Origin of the sequence: Cronobacter sp. EKM101R, from assembly GCF_963888145.1 — a bacterium.
Taxonomy (GTDB): Bacteria; Pseudomonadota; Gammaproteobacteria; order Enterobacterales; family Enterobacteriaceae; genus Cronobacter; species Cronobacter turicensis.
On record NZ_CAWPHW010000001.1, the window covers coordinates 689,303 to 711,842 of the forward strand.

The window sequence follows — 22,540 nt, forward strand, 5'->3', positions numbered from 1 at the left end:
TGATGCCGGGGCGAACCAACACACAGCAAGGCTTAGCCTTACACAAAGGTATAAAATAAAGTATCCACATGCTGCAGTTTATCTTTTGGTCACAGGGCACGATTACCCCCGCTTCATTGCACCAGGCGCAAAAGCGTTATGTTTCTTCCTGTTGCGTTGACATTCTTCGGGCAATTCTGACAGGCACAGCCCGCCTCAGCATGCCAAACTTGGCAACAAGTCATTCAGGGGGGGAGAGATGACGCAACCATTAGCCGGCAAACAGATCCTCATCGTTGAAGATGAAGCCGTTTTTCGTTCAATGCTTGACGCATGGCTTTCATCGCTGGGCGCGCAGACGCATCTCGCTGAAGATGGCGTTGACGCGCTGGAGAAAATGCACGACGCCGCGGCAGATCTGCTGATTTGCGATCTGGAAATGCCGCGAATGAATGGCCTGAAGCTCATCGAGCGTCTGCGCAACGACGGCAATCAAATCCCCATTCTGGTCATTTCCGCGACCGACAATATGTCTGATATCGCCAAAGCGCTGCGTCTTGGCGTGCAGGATGTGTTGCTGAAACCCGTCAAAGATTTTAACCGGCTGCGTGAAACGGTTTACGCCTGCCTCTATCCCAATATGTTCAACTCGCGCGTCGAGGAAGAAGAGCGCCTGTTTCAGGACTGGGATGCGCTGGTGAACAACCCTCACGCCGCCGCGAAGTTGCTCAAAGAGCTACAGCCGCCGGTGCAGCAGGTAATGTCGCACTGCCGCGTCAATTATCGCCAGCTGGTTGCCGCCGACGAACTGGGACTGGTGCTGGATATTGCGCCCATTTCCGACAACGACCTGGCGTTTTATTGTCTCGACGTCACGCGCGCTGGCGACAACGGCGTGCTGGCCGCGCTGTTATTACGCGCGCTGTTTAATGGATTACTTCAGGAACAACTGTCGCAACAGCGTCAGCGTTTACCGGAGCTTGGGGCTTTACTTAAGCAGGTAAATCAATTGTTGCGCCAGGCGAATTTGTACGGACAGTTTCCTTTGCTGGTGGGTTATTACCACAGCGAATTAAAAAATCTCATATTAGTCTCCGCCGGTCTTAACGCAACGTTAAATACCGGAGATAACCAAATTCAGCTCAGCAACGGTGTCCCTTTGGGCACTTTGGGCAATACTTACTTAAATCAAATCAGCCAGCGCTGCGAGTCCTGGCAGTGTCAGGTGTGGGGCGCTGGCGGTCGTTTAAGACTCATGTTGTCTGCAGAATGAGCATTTGATTTATCTGATGCAGATAGCTTTTCTTAGCTATCTGCGCAGGTGGTAATATCGCGTCAGTTTTCTTCGTATTTGTCCTAAATTGCCATGACGCAAGGGTATTCAGACTCTTTCCCCATTTTTTAACTGATATACTCGAACGCGTTTTTAATTGACGAACAAGTGTGAAACTTGAACAGTCCAGGAGAATATTCAATGGCTGCCATTAATTCGAAAGTGAAAAAAGCAGTAATCCCGGTTGCGGGATTAGGAACCAGGATGTTGCCGGCCACGAAGGCGATTCCAAAAGAGATGCTGCCGCTGGTGGATAAACCGTTAATTCAGTATGTCGTTAATGAGTGTATTGCCGCTGGCATTACTGAGATTGTTCTGGTCACTCACTCCTCAAAAAATTCCATCGAAAACCACTTCGATACCAGCTTTGAACTTGAAGCGATGCTGGAAAAACGCGTTAAGCGCCAGCTGCTGGAAGAAGTACAGTCCATCTGCCCGCCGCACGTGACCATTATGCAGGTGCGTCAGGGTCTCGCGAAAGGCCTGGGCCACGCGGTAATGTGCGCGCATCCGGTGGTCGGCAATGAGCCGGTGGCCGTGATCCTGCCGGACGTTATCCTCGATGAATTTGAATCCGATCTCTCCCAGGACAACCTGGCGGAAATGATTAAGCGTTTCGACGAAACAGGCCGCAGCCAGATCATGGTTGAGCCGGTGGCTGACGTGACCGCGTACGGCGTGGTGGATTGCCAGGGCGCGCAGCTGCAGGCAGGCGACAGCGTGCCGATGGTTGGCATCGTTGAGAAACCGAAAGCCGATGTTGCGCCGTCTAACCTCGCGGTTGTCGGCCGTTACGTGCTCGGCGCGGATATCTGGCCTCTGCTAGCGAAAACCCCTCCGGGAGCGGGTGATGAGATCCAGCTGACCGACTCCATCGCAATGTTGATGGATAAAGAAACCGTCGAGGCCTACCACATGAAAGGCAAAAGCCACGACTGCGGCAACAAACTGGGTTATATGCAGGCCTTTGTGGAATACGGAATTCGCCACAATACGCTGGGTGAAGAGTTCAAAACCTGGCTTAACGACACCGTCGGCGACAAGAAGTAATTAATCACCCGGGACAACGTAATGAAAGTAACCGTATTTGGTATTGGCTACGTAGGGCTGGTACAGGCCGCTGTGCTGGCGGAAGTTGGTCATGACGTCATGTGTATCGACGTTGACGCCAACAAGGTTGAAAACCTGAAGAAAGGGATTATCCCGATCTATGAGCCCGGCCTGACGCCGCTGGTGAAGAAAAACTACGAAGAAGGGCGTCTGCATTTCAGCACCGACGCTGCGGAAGGGGTTAACCACGGCGTAATGCAGTTTATCGCCGTGGGTACGCCGCCGGATGAAGATGGCTCCGCCGACCTGAAATATGTCACGGCTGTAGCGCGCACTATCGCTCAGCATATGACCAGTCATAAAGTCGTGCTGGATAAATCCACCGTTCCGGTGGGTACCGCCGATAAAGTGCGTCAGGTGATGAGCGAAACGCTGAAAGCGCGCGGCGCGGATTTCCCGTTCGATGTGGTTTCCAACCCGGAATTCCTCAAAGAAGGGGCGGCAGTCGCTGACTGCATGCGTCCTGAGCGTATCGTGGTGGGTACCGACAACGATGATGTTGTCGAACTGCTGCGCGAGCTCTATGAGCCGTTCAACCGCAATCACGATCGTATGATCCTGATGGATATTCGTAGCGCCGAGCTGACCAAATATGCCGCCAACTGCATGCTGGCGACCAAAATCAGCTTTATGAACGAGATCTCAAACCTGGCGGAACGCCTGGGCGCGGATATCGAGAAAGTGCGCCAGGGTATCGGCTCCGATCCCCGTATCGGCTACCACTTTATCTATCCAGGCTGCGGCTACGGCGGCTCTTGCTTCCCGAAAGACGTTCAGGCGCTGATCCGTACCTCTGAGCATATCGGTTATGTGCCGCGTCTGCTGAAAGCGGTAGAAGACGTCAACAACGATCAGAAGATGAAGCTGCCGGAGTTTATCCGCCGTCATTTCGGCGAAAATCTGGAAGGCAAAACCTTCGCGCTGTGGGGTCTTTCTTTCAAACCGAATACCGATGACATGCGTGAAGCCTCCAGCCGCGTGCTGATGGAAGAGCTGTGGAAACATGGCGCGACCGTCCAGGCTTACGATCCGGAAGCGATGGATGAAACCCAGCGTATTTACGGTCATCGCGCAGATTTGCGTTTGATGGGCACCAAAGAAGCGGCGCTGCAGGGCGCGGACGCGTTGATTATCTGCACCGAGTGGCAGGCATTCCGCGCGCCGGATTTTGATTTCATCAAAAATTCCCTGAAAGAACCGGTTATCTTTGATGGCCGTAACCTGTATGATCCGGCAAGGCTCAGCAAACGCGGCTTTGTTTATTATGCAATCGGCCGTGGAGCGTCCATTAACATTGCATAATTAATGAGGATCGTATGAAATTTCTGGTTACCGGCGCAGCAGGCTTTATTGGTTTTCATGTTAGCGAACGTCTGCTGGCAGCCGGTCACCAGGTTATCGGTATCGATAACCTGAATGATTATTATGACGTCAACCTCAAACTCGCCCGCCTCAATCTTCTTAAACAACATACCGCCTTTCATTTCGAAAAAATTGATCTGGCAGACCGTCAGGCAATGGAAACGTTATTTGCTCATCACCAGCCACAGCGTGTCATTCATCTGGCTGCGCAGGCAGGCGTGCGTTATTCACTGGAAAATCCTCATGCTTATGCGGATGCCAACCTGACGGGGCATTTAAACGTGCTGGAAGGGTGTCGTCACCATAAAGTTGAGCATTTATTATACGCGTCTTCCAGTTCCGTTTACGGGCTGAACCGTAAAATGCCTTTTTCCACCGACGATTCTGTCGATCATCCGGTCTCTTTATATGCGGCCACGAAAAAAGCCAATGAACTGATGTCGCATACTTATTCGCATCTGTATGGTCTGCCGACGACAGGGCTGCGCTTTTTCACCGTATATGGCCCCTGGGGTCGTCCGGATATGGCGTTGTTTAAATTTACCCAGGCGATTGTCAAAGGCAGCAGCATTGATGTTTATAATCACGGCCAGATGCGACGCGATTTTACTTATATCGACGATATTGCTGAGGCGATTGTCCGTTTGCAGGATGTCATTCCGCAGGCAGACCCACAATGGACGGTGGAAAACGGCTCTCCGGCTACCAGCTCAGCACCATACCGTGTTTATAATATCGGCAACAGCTCTCCCGTTGCGTTAATGGATTATATTTCCGCTCTCGAAAAAGCCCTTGGCAAAGAAGCGCAGAAAAATATGTTGCCGATGCAGCCGGGTGATGTACTCGAAACGAGTGCTGATACGTCCGCGCTGTATAAAGTTATTGGGTTTAAGCCGCAGACCTCGGTAGAAGAGGGCGTTAAACGCTTTGTGGAGTGGTATAAAGGCTTTTATAACGTTGAAGGGTAAACCCCTGCCGCTATTGCGCTGAGCGCCTCTTGCTTACTGTGAGAGGCCTTAAAAACAAAAACAAAAATCCCGCCGAGGCGGGATTTTTGTTACAGCACCAAAAGCACTGTCTGAACGGAATTAATCCTTGATCAGGAAATCGTCCAGCTGTTTACCCTGCTCGTCGATCGCTTTTTTGATCACAGCAGGCGTACGGCCCTGGCCAGTCCAGGTTTTGCTTTCGCCGTTTTCGTCGGTATAACGATATTTAGCCGGACGTGCAGCACGTTTCGCTTTAGTACCGGTTTTAGCGGCAGACATGCTGTTCAGCAATTCATTCGGGTCAATACCGTCAGCAATCAGCATTTCACGGTACTGCTGTAATTTACGAGTACGTTCTTCGATTTCCGCAGCGGCGGCGCTTTCTTCTTCACGGCGCTCATTTACAACCACTTCTAATTTCTCCAGCATCTCTTCCAGAGTTTCCAGAGTACATTCTCTCGCCTGTGCACGAAGAGTACGGATGTTGTTCAGAATTTTAAGTGCTTCGCTCATTGTAGTAATCTCAAACTTATAATGGGGTGGTGTGTTGAGGTAATAATAGAGCCTTAAATTCAGTTCTGCAATAGGCCGAAATGTAAGGAAGTCAAAATATCGGATTATTTGTGCGCATTTAAAAAAGCGACACTTAAATTTTTCTTGAACTGACGCACAAAGTTGACGGGGTAAAATGCGGTGTCCTGCGCGGCGTCAGGCTCCAATTCTTCAGAGAAACACCATTTTTTAAGGGATTATTATCGGCCCAGAAAAATATCCTGCCTATGTATTAGTGGTTCCTTCAGTAGCCCAGGACAGGCTCTTATTAGAATAGTCAGCAAGCAATGCCTATTTGATTAAGTGGCTAAAATGGCTGCTCTCTCCACACTTTATCCACAATATGAGACGCAATTTGTTTCAAAGTGTTGAGCGTTGATCCTTTCGCGTATCACTATATAAGATATGTCCGCACCGGGTCTGGGCGGCGGGGTGCCTGCGCCGAGAATATGATACACTGGCGGCAACGTATCAACACTTTAGCCAGGGTTATCGAGCAGATGGCGCAACTTTATTTTTACTATTCGGCAATGAATGCCGGTAAATCGACAGCATTACTCCAGTCGTCATATAACTACCAGGAAAGGGGAATGCGCACGCTGGTTTATACGGCGGAAATTGACGATCGTTTTGGCGCCGGGAAGGTGAGTTCCCGTATAGGATTATCCTCGCCCGCGCGGCTTTATAATGTTCAGACATCTTTATTCAACGATATTCGCGACGCCCACCACGAGGCCCCGGTTCATTGCGTACTGGTGGATGAAAGCCAGTTTTTAACGCGTGAGCAGGTTTATGCGCTGTCTGAAGTGGTCGATAAGCTGGATATTCCCGTGCTCTGTTATGGCCTGCGTACGGATTTTCGTGGCGAACTTTTTGGAGGTAGTCAGTATCTGCTGGCGTGGTCGGATAAACTGGTGGAACTGAAAACCGTCTGTTTTTGCGGTCGTAAGGCGGGCATGGTGCTTCGTCTCGACCATGAGGGCCGGCCTTATAATGAAGGTGAACAGGTTGTCATTGGCGGAAATGAACGTTATGTGTCGGTGTGTCGTAAGCATTATAAAGAAGCGCTTGAGAAGAGCTCTTTAAAGGCCGTGCAGGGGCATTAACACGTCATCGTTATTCCCCTGGGATCCTGTCAGAAAAAGCCTCAGAGCCACGCTGAGGCTTTTTTATGGAACAGGGGCTGGCGTGTTCGCGTAATGGGCTACAGACCGGTACGACGTGTGTATCAGGCTGCGTGTGTATAAGAGAAGCTGCTTTGTTGCAAAGGCGAGCCTGGGCGGCATTGATTAGCCGCGTTTCTGGTACGCGCAGTGCGCAGCGCACCTGACTGATTTTCGCAGGGCAAAAAAAACCCGCCAGGCGGCGGGTTTTTACGTTCAGATAATAATCTTAAACGGTTTTCTTCGCTTTTTTGTCAGCTTTTACAACAGGAGCGGCTTCGGCCTGAACTGCTTCAGCGCCTTCTTTGTACTCACGACCGTAGAAGCTATCCAGCAGGATCTGTTTCAGCTCGGCAATCAGCGGATAGCGCGGGTTAGCGCCAGTACACTGGTCATCGAAGGCATCTTCAGACAGCTTGTCGACATTAGCCAGGAAGTCAGCTTCCTGAACGCCTGCTTCGCGGATGGATTTCGGAATACCCAGCTCTGCTTTGATGCTTTCCAGCCATGCCAGCAGTTTCTCAATTTTCGCTGCGGTACGGTCGCCCGGAGCGGAGAGACCCAGGTGGTCGGCAACTTCAGCATAACGACGGCGCGCTTGCGGACGGTCGTACTGGCTGAAGGCGGTCTGCTTGGTCGGGTTATCGTTCGCGTTATAGCGGATAACGTTGGAGATCAGCAGGGCGTTCGCCAGACCGTGCGGAATATGGAACTGCGAACCCAGTTTATGCGCCATGGAGTGGCACACGCCCAGGAAGGCGTTCGCAAACGCGATACCGGCGATGGTCGCGGCACTGTGAACACGTTCACGCGCAACCGGGTTTTTCGAACCTTCATGGTAGGACGCCGGCAGGTTTTCTTTCAGCAGTTTCAGAGCCTGCAGCGCCTGGCCATCGGAGAATTCAGACGCCAGCACAGAAACGTAAGCTTCCAGCGCGTGGGTTACCGCATCCAGACCACCGAACGCGCAGAGCGATTTCGGCATATCCATCACCAGGTTGGCATCGACAATCGCCATATCCGGGGTCAGCGCGTAGTCCGCCAGCGGATATTTCTGGCCGGTTTCGTCGTCGGTTACCACCGCAAACGGGGTCACTTCAGAACCGGTACCGGAGGTGGTGGTCACAGCGATCATTTTCGCTTTCACGCCCATTTTCGGGAACTTGTAGATACGTTTACGGATATCCATAAAGCGCAGCGCCAGTTCTTCGAAGTGGGTTTCCGGGTGCTCATACATGACCCACATGATTTTCGCAGCATCCATCGGGGAGCCGCCGCCCAGCGCGATGATAACGTCCGGTTTAAAGGAGTTCATCAGCTCGGCGCCTTTGCGAACTACGCTCAGGGTCGGGTCAGCTTCGACTTCAAAGAACACTTCAGTTTCAACACCCGCGGCTTTCAACACAGAGGTGATCTGATCGGCGTAGCCGTTGTTAAACAGGAAGCGGTCAGTCACGATCATGGCGCGTTTGTGACCATCAGTAATCACTTCATCCAGCGCAATCGGCAGTGAGCCGCGACGGAAGTAGATAGATTTCGGAAGTTTATGCCACAACATGTTTTCAGCTCGCTTAGCAACGGTTTTCTTGTTGATCAGGTGCTTCGGACCAACGTTTTCAGAGATGGAGTTACCACCCCATGAGCCGCAACCCAGCGTCAGAGACGGTGCCAGCTTGAAGTTGTAGAGATCCCCGATACCACCCTGAGAAGCCGGCGTGTTGATAAGGATACGCGCGGTTTTCATTTTGTCGCCGAAGAAGGAGACGCGGGCCGGCTGGTTATCCTGATCGGTGTACAGGCAGGAGGTGTGACCGATACCGCCCATCGCTACCAGTTTTTCCGCTTTTTCTACCGCATCTTCAAAATCTTTCGCACGGTACATCGCAAGGGTAGGGGAGAGTTTCTCGTGAGCGAACGGCTCGCTTTCATCAACCAGAGAGACTTCGCCAATCAGAATCTTGGTGCTGGACGGCACAGTAATGCCTGCCATTTCCGCGATTTTCACGGCCGGCTGACCAACGATAGCCGCGTTCAGACCGCCGTTTTTCAGGATGATATTTTGAACTGCTTTCAGTTCAGCGCCCTGCAGCAGGTAGCCGCCGTGGCTCGCAAAACGTTCGCGCACCGCGTCATAGGCAGAATCGACAACAATGACGGACTGTTCTGATGCACAGATAACGCCGTTATCGAAGGTTTTGGACATCAGGATAGACGCGACCGCACGTTTAATATCGGCAGTTTCGTCGATAACGACTGGAGTGTTACCGGCGCCTACACCGATAGCCGGTTTACCGGAGCTGTATGCTGCTTTCACCATGCCCGGGCCACCGGTTGCCAGGATCAGGTTGATATCCGGATGATGCATCAGCGCGTTAGACAGCTCAACGGAAGGCTGGTCAATCCAGCCGATCAGATCTTTCGGCGCGCCTGCAGCGATAGCCGCTTGCAGTACGATATCCGCAGCTTTATTAGTGGCTTCTTTCGCACGTGGGTGCGGGGAGAAAATGATCGCGTTACGGGTTTTCAGGCTGATCAGCGATTTAAAAATGGCGGTTGAGGTCGGGTTAGTCGTCGGAACGATACCGCAGATAATACCGATAGGTTCGGCGATGGTGATAGTGCCGAAGGTGTCATCCTCATCGAGGATGCCGCAGGTCTTCTCATCTTTATAGGCGTTGTAGATATATTCAGAAGCAAAGTGGTTTTTGATCACTTTATCTTCCACGATACCCATTCCGGATTCGGCAACGGCCATTTTAGCGAGGGGGATTCGAGCATCTGCAGCGGCCAGAGCGGCGGCGCGGAAGATTTTGTCAACCTGTTCTTGGGTGAAGTTGGCATATTCACGCTGGGCTTTCTTGACGCGCTCTACGAGGGCGTTTAGTTCAGCGACATTAGTAACAGCCATAATGCTCTCCTGATAATGTTAAACTCTTTTAGTAAATCATCTGCTCGAAACCACAGTATAGTCAGCCCCAAACAGCGTGCGTTACAGACAGGTTTACCAGTACGACGACCCTAAACCTCCGCTGATTTACTAAAAGAGCCTTGCCTGAATACATTTTTCTGGAAAATGTTTTACTCCCTGGCGGCATCATCAAGATACTCACTTCTGGTTATCAAAAGCGTGATCTAAATCAATTTAACCCCATGCTGACTCCTTTCAGCAGCCCTTATGACGGCAATTCAGCGGTGATTAATATATTTGCTACAGTTGTGGAAATTAAAATTACCATAAACTCAACAAAAGAATAACACAGGTCGACGCGGTCAAACGGGCGCGAGATCAGGAATGTATAAAGGTGTAATGCCGTAGCGTAGCCAGGGGTTTTGGATTACATTACGCACGCCGTTGCCCTACCAATCTGCGGAGCTTCCCTTGAATTCTATGCTGTTTGATTTGCCTACATTTTTTAAATTTTTTATCGGTTTGTTCGCGCTGGTAAACCCGGTGGGCATCATCCCTGTCTTTATCAGTATGACCAGCTATCAGACGGCGGCCGCGCGCAATAAAACCAACCTGACTGCCAACCTCTCGGTCGCCATTATTCTCTGGACGTCGCTTTTTCTGGGCGACGCCATTTTGCAGGTGTTCGGCATCTCGATTGACTCCTTCCGGATCGCGGGCGGCATTCTGGTCGTCACCATCGCGATGTCGATGATTAGCGGAAAACTCGGCGAGGATAAGCAGAATAAGCAGGAGAAGTCAGAAACCGCGATTCGCGAAAGCATTGGCGTGGTGCCGCTGGCGTTGCCGCTCATGGCGGGGCCGGGGGCTATCAGCTCGACGATCGTCTGGGGCACTCGCTTTCACAGCTGGCAGTATATGCTGGGCTTTACCCTTGCGATTGCGCTTTTCGCCGCCTGCTGCTGGGGCGTGTTCCGCCTGGCGCCATGGCTGGTTCGTCTGCTGGGTCAGACCGGCATCAACGTTATCACCCGTATTATGGGCCTGTTGCTGATGGCCCTGGGCATTGAATTTATTGTGACGGGGATTAAAGCGCTTTTTCCGGGCCTGGTAAGTTAGTCATTTTATTTCTCAAGAAAAGCGGAGCGGAAGCTTCGCTTTTTTCTTTTAGTATTAGCATTTCCTATAACCTTCCCCATCACTCTTTTCTTTTCATAACTTTATCTGATATCTGGCAAAGCATTATTAAAACAATGAATTACAGTGTCAGGAACCTCTTGTGCGTTCATAAATAAAGCAATCAGTCTGTTATTTTTATCACATGATACTTTGAGTATTGATGCGGGTTTAACGAAATGATATTAGTAAATTCATCGCCACCGCAGATAAATGTGCTAATTTTTGTTCAATTGTTAATTTTATGTTGTGGTGCGCTGTGAGCGAAGTGACACGCCGCATCTCCAGTGTAAAATCGGGTTAACTGACTGATAATAAACGCAAAGCAAGAAAAACTCGCGGTTTCTCGATGGGTTGCCGCGACGACTTCTTTCGCGACAAAAGAGAAGCGGTTAACAAATTTGTAAATTGTATTGGCGCACAATTCACGCATTTGATACTTTCCGGCAAAACATTTGCCTGCGAATTATCAGCAGACGAGAATGATTTTCGTATGAAAGCGCTTACTCTCAACAGGTAGCGCGAAAAGAGACTGTCCTTAAACAGGGAAGGGCAGCAAAAGAATCGACGCCAGGCTGCCAGAGAGCAGCCGTGATAAATAAAGTCGGTGATAGCACGTAGTAAAAAAGAAAAACCACCTGGCGGACGCGAAAGCTCCTGCGCTGCACAGGTCCCCATCAGGGGAGAACGGGCTGACTTTCGTCAGTAATAATAATGAGTGGAGTACCAACACAATGTCCATCATCACAAAAAAAAGTCTGGTAGCAGCGGGAATTCTTTCTGCGCTAATCGCGGGAAACGCAATGGCTGCGAATATTCCTGCGGGTGTGCAACTGGCGGAGAAACAAACGCTGGTGCGCAACAACGGTTCAGAAGTGCAGTCGCTCGACCCGCATAAAATTGAAGGCGTGCCTGAGTCCAACATCAACCGCGACCTGTTCGAAGGCCTGCTGGTAACGGATGTGGAAGGCCACCCGAGCGCGGGCGTTGCCGAAAAGTGGGAAAACAAAGATTTTAAAGTCTGGACCTTCCATCTGCGTAAAGACGCCAAATGGTCCAACGGCGAGCCGGTTACGGCCCAGGATTTCGTCTACAGCTGGCAGCGCCTGGCTGACCCGAAAACCGCTTCACCGTATGAAAGCTATCTGCAATACGGTCATATTACCAATATCGACGACATCATCGCCGGTAAAAAACCTGCCACCGATCTTGGCGTAAAAGCGATCGACGACCATACGCTGGAAGTGACCCTCAGCGAGCCGGTCCCGTATTTCTACAAACTGCTGGTGCACTCTTCCATGTCTCCGGTGCCTAAAGCCACCGTTGAGAAATTTGGCGAGAAATGGACCCAGCCGGCGAACATCGTGTCTAACGGCGCGTACAAACTGAAATCCTGGGTGGTGAACGAGCGCATCGTGCTTGAGCGCAACACCAACTACTGGGATAACGCGAAAACCGTTATCAACGAAGTGACCTATCTGCCTATCTCTTCTGAAGTGACCGACGTAAACCGCTACCGCAGCGGCGAAATCGACATGACCTATAACAACATGCCGATTGAACTGTTCCAGAAGCTGAAAAAAGAGATCCCGAAAGAAGTGCATGTCGACCCGTATCTGTGCACCTACTATTACGAGATCAACAACCAGAAAGCGCCGTTTAACGATCCGCGCGTACGTACCGCGCTGAAGCTGGGTCTGGATCGCGATATCATCGTCCATAAAGTGAAAAACCAGGGCGACCTGCCAGCCTATGGTTACACCCCGCCGTACACCGACGGTGCGAAATTCACCGAACCGGCCTGGTTCAAAATGAGTCAGGAACAACGTAACGCCGAAGCGAAAAAACTGCTGGCCGAAGCGGGCTATACCGCCGACAAGCCGCTGACGTTCGATCTGCTTTACAACACCTCCGATCTGCACAAAAAACTGGCGATTGCTGCCGCGTCCATCTGGAAGAAAAACCTGGGCGTGAACGTGAAGCTGGAAAACCAGGAGTGGAAAACCTTCCTGGACACCCGCCATCAGGGCAACTTTGACGTAGCGCGTGCGGGCTGGTGTGCGGATTACAACGAACCGACGTCCTTCCTGAACACCATGCTGTCCAACAGCTCCAACAATACCTCGCATTACAAGAGCGACGCGTTCGATAAAGTGATGCAGGAAACGCTGCAGGTGAGCGATGAAGGTCAGCGCAGCGAACTCTACAATAAAGCGGAGCAGCAGCTGGATAAAGATTCCGTCATCGTGCCGGTCTATTACTACGTAAACGCCCGTCTGGTGAAACCGTGGGTAGGTGGTTACACCGGTAAAGACCCGCTGGATAATGTCTACGTTAAAAACCTGTATATTATCAAACATTAATGGCAATTCGTGGGGCAGGATTTTCTGCCCCACTGTGTCTTATTTTTCCGTGAGTCAAAGGCACACGCCAGAAGGTACGGGCAATGTTGAAATTTATTTTACGTCGCTGTCTGGAAGCGATTCCGACGCTGTTTATCCTTATTACTATCTCCTTCTTTATGATGCGTCTCGCGCCGGGGAGTCCTTTTACCGGCGAACGTAATTTGCCGCCGGAAGTGATGGCGAATATCGAGGCGAAATATCATCTTAATGACCCCATCATGACCCAGTACTTCAATTATCTGAAGCAACTGGCGAAAGGTGATTTCGGTCCGTCCTTTAAATATAAGGACTATTCGGTTAACGATCTGGTGGCTTCCAGTTTCCCGGTTTCTGCGAAATTAGGGGCTGCGGCGTTTTTACTGGCCGTTATTTTAGGCGTAGCGGCAGGCGTTATGGCCGCGCTCAAGCAAAACACGAAGTGGGATTTCGCCGTCATGGGGGTGGCGATGACGGGCGTGGTCATACCGAGCTTCGTGGTCGCGCCGCTGCTGGTCATGATCTTCGCCATCACGCTGCACTGGTTGCCGGGCGGCGGCTGGAACGGCGGGGCGCTGAAATTCATGATCCTGCCGATGGTCGCGCTGTCGCTGGCTTACATCGCCAGTATCGCGCGTATCACCCGCGGTTCGATGATTGAAGTGCTGCACTCCAACTTTATTCGTACCGCCCGCGCCAAAGGGCTGCCGATGCGCCGCATTATACTGCGTCACGCGCTGAAGCCTGCGCTGCTGCCGGTGCTCTCCTATCTGGGGCCGGCATTTGTCGGGATCATCACCGGTTCGATGGTCATCGAAACCATCTACGGCCTGCCGGGCATCGGCCAGCTGTTCGTAAACGGCGCGCTGAACCGCGACTACTCGCTGGTACTGAGCCTGACGATTCTGGTCGGCGCGCTGACCATTCTGTTTAACGCGATCGTCGATGTGCTGTATGCCGTTATCGATCCGAAAATTCGTTACTGACACTGGAGTACGCCATGATGTTGAGTAAGAAAAACAGCGAGGCGCTGGAAAACTTCAGTGAAAAACTGGAAGTAGAAGGACGTAGCCTGTGGCAGGACGCCCGCCGTCGCTTTATGCATAACCGCGCGGCGGTCGCGAGTTTGATTGTTCTGGTGCTGATTGCGCTGTTCGTGACCCTGGCGCCGATGCTGTCGCAGTTCAGTTACTTCGATACCGACTGGGGCATGATGTCGAGCCCGCCGGATACTGAATCCGGCCACTGGTTCGGCACCGACTCTTCCGGGCGCGATCTGCTGGTGCGCGTCGCGATTGGCGGGCGTATCTCGCTGATGGTAGGCGTCGCGGCGGCGCTGGTGGCGGTGATTGTCGGCACGCTTTACGGTTCGCTTTCCGGCTATCTCGGCGGCAAAGTGGATTCGGTCATGATGCGTCTGCTGGAGATCCTCAACTCCTTCCCGTTCATGTTCTTCGTGATTCTGCTGGTGACCTTTTTTGGTCAAAATATCCTGCTGATTTTTGTCGCTATCGGGATGGTTTCCTGGCTTGATATGGCGCGTATCGTTCGCGGTCAGACGCTGAGCCTGAAACGCAAAGAGTTCATCGAGGCAGCCCAGGTGGGCGGCGTGTCGACGGCGAATATCGTGGTGCGTCATATCGTACCGAACGTGCTGGGCGTCGTGGTGGTTTACGCCTCCCTGCTGGTGCCAAGCATGATCCTGTTTGAATCTTTCTTAAGCTTCCTCGGCCTCGGTACGCAGGAGCCGCTCAGCTCCTGGGGCGCGCTGCTGAGCGATGGCGCCAACTCGATGGAAGTATCGCCCTGGCTGCTGCTCTTCCCGGCGGGTTTCCTGGTGGTCACCCTGTTTTGTTTTAACTTTATCGGCGATGGCCTGCGTGATGCCCTCGACCCGAAAGATCGTTAAGGAGTGCCGCCATGAGCACCATTGAACTCTCTGCGCCGCAACAGACCGCGGCGTCTCAAGCGACGCTGCTTGACGTTAAAGATTTGCGCGTCACATTTGAAACTCCGGATGGCGATGTCACCGCCGTCAACGACCTGAACTTCAGCCTGCGCGCCGGGGAAACGCTCGGCATCGTCGGCGAATCCGGCTCCGGCAAATCCCAGACGGCGTTCGCGCTGATGGGCCTGCTTGCCGCCAACGGCCGCATCGGCGGGTCGGCGAAGTTCAACGGCCGTGAAATCCTCAACCTGCCGGAGCGCGAGTTAAACCGCCTGCGCGCCGAGCAGATTTCGATGATTTTCCAGGATCCAATGACCTCGCTGAACCCGTATATGCGTGTTGGCGAGCAGCTGATGGAAGTGTTGATGCTGCATAAAAGCATGAGCAAAGCCGAAGCGTTTGAGGAATCGGTCCGGATGCTGGACGCGGTCAAAATGCCGGAAGCGCGCAAGCGCATGCGCATGTATCCGCATGAATTCTCGGGCGGTATGCGCCAGCGCGTGATGATCGCCATGGCGCTGCTGTGTCGTCCTAAGCTCCTGATTGCCGATGAGCCGACCACTGCGCTCGACGTGACCGTTCAGGCGCAGATCATGACGCTGCTGAATGAGCTTAAGCGTGAATTCAACACCGCTATTATTATGATCACCCACGACCTCGGCGTGGTTGCGGGCATCTGTAATAAAGTGCTGGTGATGTACGCGGGCCGCACCATGGAATATGGCGCAGCGCGCGACGTGTTCTACGATCCGGCGCACCCGTATTCCATCGGTCTGCTCAACGCCGTCCCGCGCCTCGACGCGGAAGGCGAATCTCTGCTCACTATTCCGGGTAATCCGCCGAACCTGCTGCGCCTGCCGAAAGGGTGTCCGTTCCAGCCGCGCTGTCCGCACGCGATGGAAATTTGCAGCACGACGCCGCCGCTGGAAGAGTTCGCCCCAGGCCGCCTGCGCGCCTGCTTTAAACCGGTGGAGGAGCTGAAATGAGCACCGTAGCTGAAGAGAGAAAAGTTCTGCTCGAAGTGGCCGATCTCAAGGTGCATTTCGACATTAAAGACGGCAAACAGTGGTTCTGGCAGCCGTCCAAAACGTTAAAAGCGGTCGACGGCGTCACGCTGCGCCTGTATGAGGGCGAAACGCTGGGCGTGGTAGGGGAGTCCGGCTGCGGAAAATCCACGTTCGCGCGCGCGATTATTGGTCTGGTGAAAGCCACCAGCGGCCGCGTGGCGTGGCTTGGCAAAGATCTGCTGGGCATGAAGCAGGAAGAGTGGCGCGATGTGCGCAGCGATATCCAGATGATTTTCCAGGATCCGCTGGCGTCGCTGAATCCGCGTATGACCATTGGCGATATCATCGCCGAGCCGCTGCGCACCTATCATCCGAAAATGCCGCGTCAGGAAGTGCGTGACCGCGTCAAAGCGATGATGATGAAAGTGGGCCTGCTGCCAAACCTGGTTAACCGCTATCCGCATGAGTTTTCCGGCGGTCAGTGCCAGCGTATCGGCATCGCCCGCGCGCTAATTCTTGAGCCGAAGCTGATTATCTGCGACGAACCGGTCTCCGCGCTCGATGTGTCCATTCAGGCGCAGGTGGTGAACCTGCTGCAGAAACTGCAGCGTGAAATGGGGCTGTCGCTGATTTTTATCGCCCACGATCTCGCCGTGGTGAAGCACATTTCCGATCGCGTTCTGGTGATGTATCTGGGGCATGCTGTGGAGCTTGGCACCTACGATGAGGTTTATCATCATCCGCTGCACCCTTATACCCGCGCGCTGATGTCGGCGGTGCCAATCCCTGACCCGGATCTCGAAAAGAATAAAACCATTCAGTTGCTTGAGGGCGAGCTGCCGTCGCCTATCAATCCACCGTCGGGCTGCGTGTTCCGCACACGTTGCCCGATGGCTGGCCCGGAATGCGCCCAGACGCGTCCGGTGCTGGAAGGCAGTTTCCGCCATGCGGTTTCCTGTCTGAAGGTGGACCCGTTATAATCGCAAGGGCTGGCAGGTGCCAGCCCTTTTCTTTTGCGAGGACAACGTGTCACGGATAACCGAATATCGTCAGCGCGCCTACCATTTCCTTTTCGATCAGCATCAGCGCAGCGGCCGACGCTTTGAAGCGCTCTGCGGGCTGTTCGCGCTCTTCAGCGTCATTGTCGTTTTTATCGAGTCCGGTCTCGGCACGCAGTATCATCTCTCTTATGACGAATGGCATATCTTCGTCCTGCTGGAGATAGGCATTACGGGCGTCTTTACGGTGGAATATCTGCTGCGCCTGCTGGTCTGGCCGAATCCGGCGCGCTATGCGCTGAGCTTCTGGGGCATTATCGATCTGGCGACAACGCTGCCGCTTTATGTGCTCTGGCTCTGGCCGGAGCTGGGCATTAACTATCTCTTTATCTGGCGAGCCTTACGCGCTGTGCGTGTGCTGAGGATCCTGAAGCTGCTGCGGATGATGTCATCCACCAGCGTGCTCTGGCAGGCGATAGTCAATGCGCGTCACCAACTCATCGCGTTCTATGCGTTTATTTCCATCGTCATGGTAATTGCGGGCGCGCTGATGTATGGCATCGAAGGCGCGTCGAGCGGGTTCAATACGCTGGGCACGTCAGTCTACTGGGCGGTGGTGACGGTGACGACGGTCGGTTACGGAGATATCACGCCGCATACCGCAGGCGGGCGCGCGGTGGCCTCGCTGCTCATTCTGATTGGCTATTCGGTGATTGCCATTCCGACCGGCATTATTACCTCGCAAATGACCAACGCGCTGGCAGAGAAAAAAGAGGCGCAGCGCTGCCCGGCCTGCGGCGCGAAATATCAAAAGCAGGCGAACTATTGTCAGGAATGCGGTGAGAAAATAGCGGGCGGGAAACCATAGCGCGGCGAAAGCCGCGCCGCTGGCGATTACTCACGCCACAGAATGTGGCACAGCTTGTGGTCTTTTTCGCGGCACAGCAGCACGCGGGCAAAAACGTCGGTAATTTCGTCGCCGTCATTCTCCGCAAGGCCAATAACCACTTCCGAAAAGAAATCCGGGTTCAGATCGTAATCGACATGCGAAAGCCACTCTTCAGACGGATCGAACAGCTCCGCGCCGCCGCGCTCTTCAAACTGTAAATTAAACAGAATGATATCTGCCGGGTCGAGATTATCCGCCGCCAACTCCAGAAAAATATCGTAAGCCTGTTCGAGCGTTTCGTCTTCCGTCAGGCGGTTATTCAGATCCATTTCCATCGTGACTACCCCAGTAAATGATGTTGGGCACGTTTTACAGCAACGGGCTGAAGAAGTAAAACAGTCGCTCCACCACGCGCTGCCAGAATGGACGTTTCACCCACAGGCGCGCATCCAGCAGGCGCGAGCGGGAGATATAATCATCCTGCACTTCGGCCAGATCGGCGCCAAAACCGGCGTCGTCAATGACCAGCGTAATTTCAAAGTTAAGCCACAGACTGCGCATATCCAGATTGACGGTGCCGACCAGGCTCAGCTCGCCATCGACCAGCACGCTTTTGGTATGCAGCAGCCCGCCTTCAAACTGATAAATCTTCACGCCCGCCGCCAGCAGCTCGCTGAAGAAGGCGCGGCTCGCCCAGCCCACCAGCAGGGAGTCGTTTTTACGCGGCAGAATAATGCTGACATCCACGCCGCGCTGCGCCGCCGTGCAAATAGCGTGCAACAGGTCGTCGCTCGGCACGAAGTAGGGCGTGGTCATAATCAGATATTCGCGCGCCGCATACACCGAGGTCAGCAGGGCCTGATGAATGAGATCTTCCGGGAAGCCCGGCCCGGAGGCGATGGTATGGATCGTGTGCCCGCTGGCCTGCTCAAACGGCATGATATTGGCATCCGGCGGAGGCGGCAGCAGGCGTTTGCCGGTTTCAATCTCCCAGTCGCAGGAGTAGACGATGCCCATCGCGGTGGCGACGGGGCCTTCCATACGCGCCATCAGATCCACCCACTGACCGACGCCCGCGTCCTGTTTGAAAAAGCGCGGGTCGACCATATTCATACTGCCGGTGTAGGCAATATAGTTATCTATCATTATCATTTTGCGATGCTGGCGCAGGTCCATACGGCGCAGGAAAACACGCATCAGGTTAACCTTCAGCGCCTCTACGACTTCGATGCCTGCGTTACGCATCATGCCCGCCCAGGGGCTGCGAAAGAACGCGACGCTGCCCGCGGAGTCCAGCATCAGGCGGCAGTGCACGCCGCGCCGGGCCGCCGCCATCAGCGATTCCGCAACCTGATCGGCCATCCCGCCGGGCTGCCAGATATAAAAGACCATCTCGATATTATGGCGGGAGAGCTGAATATCGCGGATCAGCGCCTGCATCACGTCGTCGGAAGAGGTCAGCAGTTGCAGCTGATTGCCTTTAACGCCCGCGATGCCCTGACGGCGCTCGCAAAGCTGGAACAGGGCGCTCGCCACCGCGCTGTTTTCTTCGGCGAAGATATGTTTACAGGCTTTAAGATCGCTAAGCCATTTGGCCGTCGAGGGCCACATGGCGCGGGCGCGTTCGGCGCGGCGTTTGCCCAGATGCAGCTCGCCGACCGACAGATACGCCACTATCCCGACCAGCGGCAGAATATAAATGACAAGCAGCCAGGCCATGGCGGAAGGGACGGCGCGGCGTTTCATCAGAATACGTAACGTGACGCCTGCGATGAGTAGCCAGTATCCCAGAATGATCAGCCAACTCACTACCGTGTAGAAGGTGGTCATAGTTTAAAAATCCTTTAAAAAGCGTATCGTTAAGAGTTTACGCACAACCCTGTCGCGCTCCAATCAGAACCTGTCAGAAAAGGGCTGGTCTGCCGGCGGGAAGGGGCTATAATGACGGTTCTGTTTCAGTCAAGAGTATCAGAAATGAGGCGTAGTAGAACCGAAGTTGGGCGCTGGCGCATGCAGCGGCAGTCTCAACGGCGTAAAGCTCGCTGGCTGGAAGCGCAATCCCGACGCAATATGCGAATTCACGCTATCAGAAAATGTCTTGTGAATCGTCAGCGCAATTCGTTGCTGTTCGCCATCCACGATCGCTAAACGTAGTGAAAGGGCACCGCCTGCGGTGCCCCGAAATATCCCCGCAACGGCCTCTGTTTTCACCTGCATTTTCGCCGCGCGAATTACGGCAAATTCCTCCTTTTTTCACCTCATTACTCTTCATGGCAATAAGATAAATTTGGCGACGCGACTTCCCGCGTCGCGCTAATGGATTTAAATAAAATTAGGAATATTCTGGTATAAGAAATCGACAGCCTGAAAGTGGGAATTTTAAATATTTGCAATCTGAGAATATGCTGAGTAAACAGAAAGAACATTATGTAAATCATGCGTTTAAAATACTTTTCGAAACTTAACGTAAATTCACAATTTGTAATATATGGTGTATTCCCGCCGGTGATAATTGCTCTTATGTAAAATGAAGCATTTTTAATGTTATTTCCGGCGATTGTTTCTGGTCAGGCCAGGGTAGATTAAGGTTATCGACAGCTTGTATTCCTACAGGTACAACTTACATCCGTGACTGCTGGAGCGTTTATGACTAAGCAAGAGGAATTTCTGACAGAAATCCATAAATTTTTGTTACGCAAGGGAGCCTGCGGCGCAAGACCCAGAACCGTTGAAGACAGAACATTAACGAGTGGAATTTTTGGCTTTGCTAAAGAGGCCGTGACCGTCAGCCAGCGCCTGCCTGAGAGCGTCTCCGCCTGCGAGGCGGCACGTCAGTTCGTGACGTCCCATAAATGTCATAGCGCACGAAACCACGCCCCGGCAACGGTGCTGCAACTGGTGCAGGGCGGCAAGTAATACGCTATCAGGTAAAATGGCCGCGCAAAAAAAGGGCACACCGAAGGTTAATGCCCTTTGCACTACGCAGCCTGTCGGCCGCGGTCAGAATACTTTTTTATAAGGCTTCACCGCGACGGTTTTATAAACGCCAGCGGCGATGTACGGGTCTGCCTCCGCCCAGGCCTGCGCCTCCTCCAGCGAGGTGAACTCCGCAATTACCGTTGAGCCGGTAAAACCTGCCGCACCCGGATCGTTGCTGTCTACCGCAGGCATTGGCCCTGCGGTCAGCAGACGCCCCTCATCCCGTAACAGCTGCAAACGCGCCAGATGCGCAGGACGCACCGACTGACGCTTTTCCAGTGAATCAGCCACATCTTCCGCGTAAATGACATAAAGCATGTCGCACTCCTTTTTATGAAACGGCAAGGTAAATAACGGTAGGTGAAAGCCAGCAGGTGTGCAACGCAAAGTTGAACGGGCTGTTAAATCCTTAACATTCAAGCGGGTTTTTTCAGCGGTTCGCCAGAGAAACCGCAAGGAACCGGGCTGAGTTGTTGAATATGATTGCTATTTGCATTTAAAATTAAGCTCTCATTCATTCAGTGAAACGACTATGACTTCCATGACCCTTGATATGCCTCGCCGTTTTCCGTGGCCGACGCTACTGTCCGTCGCGATCCACGGCGCGATTGTGGCGGCGGCCGTGCTTTATACCTCGGCAAATCAGGTGGTTGAAATGCCTGCGCCATCGCAGCCGATTTCAGTAACGATGGTCGCGCCTGAATCGCTGGAGCCGCCGAAGCCTGAAGTCGTACCGCCGCCGCCGGAGCCTGTGGCAGAGCCAGAGCCGGAACCCGAGGTAGTGCCGGAGCCGCCGAAAGCGGCGCCGGTTGTTATCGAAAAACCGAAGCCGAAACCGAAGCCTAAGCCGAAACCTAAACCGGTGAAAAAGGTGGAGGAGCCCGCGAAGCGGGAAGTGAAACCGGCCGAACCTCGCCCGGCGTCGCCGTTTGAGAATAATACGCCGACGCGCACTACCGCGACGGCGTCGCGCCCGGCGCCCGCCGCGCCTGCGAATGTCGCGCCCGCAGGCCCGCGCGCGTTAAGCCGCAACCAGCCGCAATATCCGGCGCGCGCCTATGCGCTGCGTATGGAAGGGCAGGTGCGCGTGAAGTTTGATGTGGCGGCGGATGGCAGCGTGGAAAATGTGCAGATCCTGTCCGCTAAACCCGCCAATATGTTTGAGCGCGAAGTGAAACAGGCGATGCGCAAATGGCGCTATGAAGCCGGTAAGCCCGGCACGGGCCTGATTGTGAATATCGTGTTCCGCATCAATGGCGGCGCCACCATGCAGTAACGCTGCATGTGAAAAAAAGCCAGAGCATTGTCTCTGGCTTTTTTACGTCGTCACGCCACCGGCGGCAGCGGGCGTGGTTTGCCGTCGTCATCGACCGCGACATAAATGAACAGCGCCTCGGTCGCGCGGTAGCGCTGGCCAAGCGGCTCGGAAGAAACCTTCTTCACCCACACTTCAATATTAATCGTCACCGATGTATTGCCGCGCTTCACGCAACGGGCGTAACAGCACACCACATCGCCAACCGCGACCGGGCGCAGGAACGTCATGCCGTCGACGCGTACCGTCACCACGCGGCCATGGGCTATCTCTTTGGCAAGGATCGCGCCGCCAATGTCCATCTGGGCCATCAGCCAGCCGCCAAAAATATCGCCATTGGCGTTGGTGTCGGCGGGCATCGCCAGGGTACGTAAAACCAGTTCACCTTGAGGCGTGGTTTGCTCTGTCGTCATGGGGCTTCTCAGCTAGTGTTATCAGTGAATGGCTTGCG

General features: G+C 53.4%; 22 protein-coding genes. 16 read left to right on the plus strand and 6 right to left on the minus strand.

Annotation, left to right across the window (positions count from 1 at the left end):
• The first annotated feature begins 238 nt into the window (after positions 1–238).
• The 4 genes from rssB to AACV31_RS03400 all read left to right on the plus strand — a co-directional run bounded on the left by rssB (position 239) and on the right by AACV31_RS03400 (position 4,752).
• On the plus strand, positions 239–1,252 hold the full coding sequence (gene rssB, locus AACV31_RS03385; protein WP_075198565.1) for a two-component system response regulator RssB: 1,014 nt from the start codon (positions 239–241) through the stop codon (positions 1,250–1,252).
• A gap of 201 nt (positions 1,253–1,453) precedes the next feature.
• Entirely contained in the window at positions 1,454–2,362 is a 909-nt protein-coding gene (galU, locus tag AACV31_RS03390; protein WP_007762037.1) for a UTP--glucose-1-phosphate uridylyltransferase GalU, read from the plus strand.
• A gap of 21 nt (positions 2,363–2,383) precedes the next feature.
• A complete protein-coding gene (locus AACV31_RS03395; RefSeq protein ID WP_015741484.1) occupies positions 2,384–3,724 on the plus strand; it encodes a UDP-glucose dehydrogenase family protein in 1,341 nt (446 codons plus the stop codon).
• A gap of 14 nt (positions 3,725–3,738) precedes the next feature.
• Complete coding sequence (locus AACV31_RS03400) at positions 3,739–4,752, plus strand: NAD-dependent epimerase (protein WP_165154394.1); 1,014 nt, start codon at positions 3,739–3,741, stop codon at positions 4,750–4,752.
• Between the two features lie 120 nt (positions 4,753–4,872).
• On the opposite strand, the gene hns is transcribed toward AACV31_RS03400, so the two are convergent.
• Positions 4,873–5,286 (minus strand): histone-like nucleoid-structuring protein H-NS, encoded by a 414-nt coding sequence (gene hns / locus AACV31_RS03405; protein ID WP_007679581.1) that lies wholly within the window; start codon positions 5,284–5,286, stop codon positions 4,873–4,875.
• A 539-nt stretch (positions 5,287–5,825) separates the two neighbouring features.
• Between hns and tdk the strand changes: the two genes are divergently transcribed.
• Positions 5,826–6,431 (plus strand): thymidine kinase, encoded by a 606-nt coding sequence (gene tdk, locus AACV31_RS03410; protein ID WP_165154629.1) that lies wholly within the window; start codon positions 5,826–5,828, stop codon positions 6,429–6,431.
• Between the two features lie 286 nt (positions 6,432–6,717).
• On the opposite strand, the gene adhE is transcribed toward tdk, so the two are convergent.
• Positions 6,718–9,396 carry a bifunctional acetaldehyde-CoA/alcohol dehydrogenase gene (gene adhE, locus AACV31_RS03415; protein WP_165154392.1) on the minus strand — a complete coding sequence of 893 codons (2,679 nt, stop codon included), beginning with the start codon at positions 9,394–9,396 and terminating at the stop codon, positions 6,718–6,720.
• Positions 9,397–9,536: 140 nt separating this feature from the next.
• Here adhE and AACV31_RS03420 point away from each other — a divergent pair, with 140 nt between their 5' ends.
• The 8 genes from AACV31_RS03420 (at position 9,537) to AACV31_RS03455 (ending at position 17,774) form a co-directional block, all read left to right on the plus strand.
• The gene (locus AACV31_RS03420; protein ID WP_221413620.1) at positions 9,537–9,743 is read left to right on the plus strand and encodes a hypothetical protein; all 207 of its coding nucleotides are present in this window, start codon (positions 9,537–9,539) and stop codon (positions 9,741–9,743) included.
• A gap of 133 nt (positions 9,744–9,876) precedes the next feature.
• A complete protein-coding gene (locus AACV31_RS03425; RefSeq protein ID WP_007762025.1) occupies positions 9,877–10,515 on the plus strand; it encodes a YchE family NAAT transporter in 639 nt (212 codons plus the stop codon).
• A gap of 791 nt (positions 10,516–11,306) precedes the next feature.
• A complete protein-coding gene (gene oppA / locus AACV31_RS03430) occupies positions 11,307–12,935 on the plus strand; it encodes an oligopeptide ABC transporter substrate-binding protein OppA (protein ID WP_165154390.1) in 1,629 nt (542 codons plus the stop codon).
• Positions 12,936–13,018: 83 nt separating this feature from the next.
• On the plus strand, positions 13,019–13,939 hold the full coding sequence (gene oppB / locus AACV31_RS03435) for an oligopeptide ABC transporter permease OppB (protein WP_007673995.1): 921 nt from the start codon (positions 13,019–13,021) through the stop codon (positions 13,937–13,939).
• 14 nt (positions 13,940–13,953) lie between these two features.
• Complete coding sequence (gene oppC / locus AACV31_RS03440) at positions 13,954–14,862, plus strand: oligopeptide ABC transporter permease OppC (protein ID WP_007762018.1); 909 nt, start codon at positions 13,954–13,956, stop codon at positions 14,860–14,862.
• Positions 14,863–14,873: 11 nt separating this feature from the next.
• On the plus strand, positions 14,874–15,887 hold the full coding sequence (locus tag AACV31_RS03445; RefSeq protein ID WP_007762017.1) for an ABC transporter ATP-binding protein: 1,014 nt from the start codon (positions 14,874–14,876) through the stop codon (positions 15,885–15,887).
• On the plus strand, positions 15,884–16,888 hold the full coding sequence (oppF, locus tag AACV31_RS03450; RefSeq protein ID WP_015741475.1) for a murein tripeptide/oligopeptide ABC transporter ATP binding protein OppF: 1,005 nt from the start codon (positions 15,884–15,886) through the stop codon (positions 16,886–16,888). The genes AACV31_RS03445 and oppF overlap by 4 nt, the downstream gene beginning before the upstream one ends.
• Before the next feature lie 46 nt (positions 16,889–16,934).
• The gene (locus AACV31_RS03455) at positions 16,935–17,774 is read left to right on the plus strand and encodes an ion transporter (RefSeq protein WP_165154388.1); all 840 of its coding nucleotides are present in this window, start codon (positions 16,935–16,937) and stop codon (positions 17,772–17,774) included.
• Positions 17,775–17,800: 26 nt separating this feature from the next.
• Here the strand turns inward: AACV31_RS03455 and AACV31_RS03460 are convergent, their stop codons facing one another.
• Positions 17,801–18,130, minus strand: coding sequence for an HI1450 family dsDNA-mimic protein (locus AACV31_RS03460; RefSeq protein WP_105538670.1), 330 nt, complete (start codon positions 18,128–18,130; stop codon positions 17,801–17,803).
• A 34-nt stretch (positions 18,131–18,164) separates the two neighbouring features.
• Positions 18,165–19,625, minus strand: coding sequence for a cardiolipin synthase (cls, locus tag AACV31_RS03465; protein ID WP_075198571.1), 1,461 nt, complete (start codon positions 19,623–19,625; stop codon positions 18,165–18,167).
• 144 nt (positions 19,626–19,769) lie between these two features.
• Between cls and AACV31_RS03470 the strand changes: the two genes are divergently transcribed.
• Positions 19,770–19,943 carry a YciY family protein gene (locus AACV31_RS03470; protein WP_100207185.1) on the plus strand — a complete coding sequence of 58 codons (174 nt, stop codon included), beginning with the start codon at positions 19,770–19,772 and terminating at the stop codon, positions 19,941–19,943.
• A 498-nt stretch (positions 19,944–20,441) separates the two neighbouring features.
• On the plus strand, positions 20,442–20,711 hold the full coding sequence (locus AACV31_RS03475; protein WP_007761991.1) for a hypothetical protein: 270 nt from the start codon (positions 20,442–20,444) through the stop codon (positions 20,709–20,711).
• An 84-nt stretch (positions 20,712–20,795) separates the two neighbouring features.
• On the opposite strand, the gene AACV31_RS03480 is transcribed toward AACV31_RS03475, so the two are convergent.
• Complete coding sequence (locus tag AACV31_RS03480) at positions 20,796–21,092, minus strand: YciI family protein (RefSeq protein WP_007761980.1); 297 nt, start codon at positions 21,090–21,092, stop codon at positions 20,796–20,798.
• 214 nt (positions 21,093–21,306) lie between these two features.
• Here AACV31_RS03480 and tonB point away from each other — a divergent pair, with 214 nt between their 5' ends.
• The gene (gene tonB, locus AACV31_RS03485; RefSeq protein ID WP_207552689.1) at positions 21,307–22,050 is read left to right on the plus strand and encodes a TonB system transport protein TonB; all 744 of its coding nucleotides are present in this window, start codon (positions 21,307–21,309) and stop codon (positions 22,048–22,050) included.
• Positions 22,051–22,100: 50 nt separating this feature from the next.
• On the opposite strand, the gene yciA is transcribed toward tonB, so the two are convergent.
• Positions 22,101–22,502, minus strand: coding sequence for an acyl-CoA thioester hydrolase YciA (yciA, locus tag AACV31_RS03490; RefSeq protein ID WP_007698407.1), 402 nt, complete (start codon positions 22,500–22,502; stop codon positions 22,101–22,103).
• Positions 22,503–22,540: the final 38 nt, after the last annotated feature.